Annotated in this window: 3 protein-coding genes and 1 pseudogene; 1 reads left to right on the top strand and 3 read right to left on the bottom strand. The window is 72.4% G+C overall.

The window, feature by feature from the left end; translation table 11 throughout:
• The first annotated feature begins 74 nt into the window (after positions 1 to 74).
• Complete coding sequence (locus tag GX015_RS08705) at positions 75 to 596, top strand: hypothetical protein (RefSeq protein ID WP_291344404.1); 522 nt, start codon at positions 75 to 77, stop codon at positions 594 to 596.
• A 29-nt stretch (positions 597 to 625) separates the two neighbouring features.
• Here GX015_RS08705 and GX015_RS08700 read toward each other — a convergent pair whose 3' ends face one another.
• The 3 genes and pseudogenes from GX015_RS08700 to GX015_RS08690 form a co-directional block, all read right to left on the bottom strand.
• Positions 626 to 1255 (bottom strand): mismatch-specific DNA-glycosylase, encoded by a 630-nt coding sequence (locus GX015_RS08700; RefSeq protein ID WP_291344402.1) that lies wholly within the window; start codon positions 1253 to 1255, stop codon positions 626 to 628.
• On the bottom strand, positions 1252 to 1833 hold the full coding sequence (locus GX015_RS08695; protein ID WP_291344400.1) for an NUDIX domain-containing protein: 582 nt from the start codon (positions 1831 to 1833) through the stop codon (positions 1252 to 1254). The genes GX015_RS08700 and GX015_RS08695 overlap by 4 nt, the downstream gene beginning before the upstream one ends.
• Before the next feature lie 97 nt (positions 1834 to 1930).
• Positions 1931 to 2149: pseudogene (locus tag GX015_RS08690) on the bottom strand (hypothetical protein); the annotation flags it as partial.

Here is a 2149-nt window from a genome sequence, read left to right as displayed (position 1 = left end):
TCGATGGTGCCGGTCGGCCGGGCCGCCGAAAAGGGTCTTGCGCTGGCCCGTCGCAAGGACCGACAGTAGAGCCCATGACTCCCTCCCACGGCATCCCAGCCAACCTGCCGCCGACCATCGAGTCGTGGGTCGCCGCGGATCGCGCGCTCGCCGCCGACCGGATGCGCGACCTGCTCTCGCCGGGCGTCACGCTCGTGTCGCCGCTGACCGACGCCTTCGATTTCACCGGCCCCGACGACGTCGCCGGGGTCTTCGCCGCCGCCTTCGAGGTGCTTGCCGACGTCGCCGTGGCCCGCGTCACCGGTGCCGGCGCCGACTGGGCGATCCACGCCACGAACACCGTCAACGGCCGCCGCCTGGAGGAGATCCAGTGGCTGCACCTCGGCGACGACGGCCTCATCGACCACATCACGCTGTTCATGCGCCCGGTGGCATCGGCGGCGGAGCTGCTGGCGGTCATCGGCCCCGCTCTGGCCCGCCGCGGCCTCATGGCGCCCGGCCCCGCGAAGGCCGCCTCCGCCCTGGGCCGCATGCCGGCGATGCAGCTGCACATGGCGGAGAAGCGGATCTTGCCGCGGCTGCGCCCGCGCCGCTGACCCAACCGTTCTAACTCAGCAGCATCAACTCAGCCGTTCCTGCCCAGCCGCTCCCACACCTCGCGGTACGCGCGCGCCAGCGACTCGACGGTCTCGTGAGCGTTGAGACCGCTCGGGTTGGGCACGACCCAGGTTTCCGCGCCGCCGATCTCCCGCTCCTGCTTGCCGACGGCCACCTTTCCGCCGCCCGGCGTTTTCGCCCCGAACGCCGTGCGGAATGCGCCGATGCCCGCGACCATGACTATCTCCGGCCCGCCGCGCAGCTCCCGCTGCCGCGCCACCTTGTCGTCGAGGATCCGGCCGCCTTCGCGGATGTCGGCGGTGGTCAGTTCGTCGGCGCGCGCCGTCGCCCGGGCCACCACGTTGGTGAAACCGAGGCCGGCCTCTGCAAGGAGCCGCAGGTCATCGTCGGAAAGCCCCTCGCGCGCATCGATGAGCCGGGGCGTGATGCCGGCCGCGTGCAGCGCCGGCCAGAAGCGGTTGCCGGGGCGGGCGAAGGGGGCGCCGACCTTCGCCGTCCACAGGCCGGGATTGATGCCGACGATGAGCAGGCGGCAAGCGTCGAGGTTGATGTCGTCGATGACGGCGTCGCGGAAATCGTCGAGGTCGGACGAGGGCGTCCCCGCCCCGGCACGCTCGTTCCCGGCGCGCCGGCTCACCGGGGCCGTTCCTCGGCGCCGAAGAGGACCGCGCCGTCGGACTGACCGCGGCGTGCGGCGATGGCCAGCTCCACCGTGCGGTCGAAACGGGCGCCCAACGCCGGGATCTCGGCCAGCGGCACCCATGCGACCTCGGTGTTCTCGCCGTCCGCGGGATGGGGTTCCGCGGCGTCCCCGGCTCCTGCCCCAATCCCCGCACCTGCGCCGGCACCGGCCGCCGCACCGGTCGAGCCCGCCCCGTCACCCGTAACCCGCGCCAGGAACGCGTGGTCCAGGAATCGCGCGCGGTCGCCGTTGGGGTACTCGATCTTCCGGGTGGTCTGCACCGCCAGCAGCGACGTCATCTCGGCGGCCAGCGCCGTTTCCTCCAGCACCTCGCGCACGCCGGCGACATCGGGTTCCTCGCCGGGGTCGACGATGCCGGTCACCGGCGTCCAGCGGCCATCGTCGGCGCGGCGGACCAGCAGGACCTCTTCGGCGCCGGCCTCGCCGCGCACCACGATGACGGTCACGCCGATCAACCACAGCTCCGCGTGACCGATGTGCCGCCGCAGTTCCACGATGAATTCGGGTGTCATGGCCCCCACGGTAGGCCGAACCGGGACGTCGCAAAGCTCCGTTTCGCTTTGCGACGCCCCGGCGCGCACCGATTCGCCGGTACCCCGGGCACCGGCCCTACTCCGCAAGCGCGCGGATCTCCACGATGTTGGCGCACGCCTCGGCCGCTTCGGCGGCGAGGTTTACGGCCTGGTCGTCATCGTCGGCCGCGATGATCCAAAAGCCGCTCGGGAAGGTGTCGGACGCGAGGTACGGGCCGTCGTTGACGGAGCCGTCGGGCAGCACGGTCTTCGCGGACTCCGGCGGCACCAGGCCACCGGCGAGGACCCAATGGCC

The sequence above is a fragment of the Corynebacterium sp. genome (assembly GCF_012837295.1).
GTDB lineage: Bacteria > Actinomycetota > Actinomycetes > Mycobacteriales > Mycobacteriaceae > Corynebacterium.
Note: the sequence above shows the minus strand (reverse complement) of the source record. Positions and strands in the feature narration are given on the sequence as shown.

Coding starts and splice junctions, on each gene's coding strand:
- GX015_RS08705 (WP_291344404.1), top strand. CDS start 75: ATGACTCCCTCCCACGGCATCCCAGCCAACCTGCCGCCGACCATCGAG.
- GX015_RS08695 (WP_291344400.1), bottom strand. CDS start 1,833: ATGACACCCGAATTCATCGTGGAACTGCGGCGGCACATCGGTCACGCG.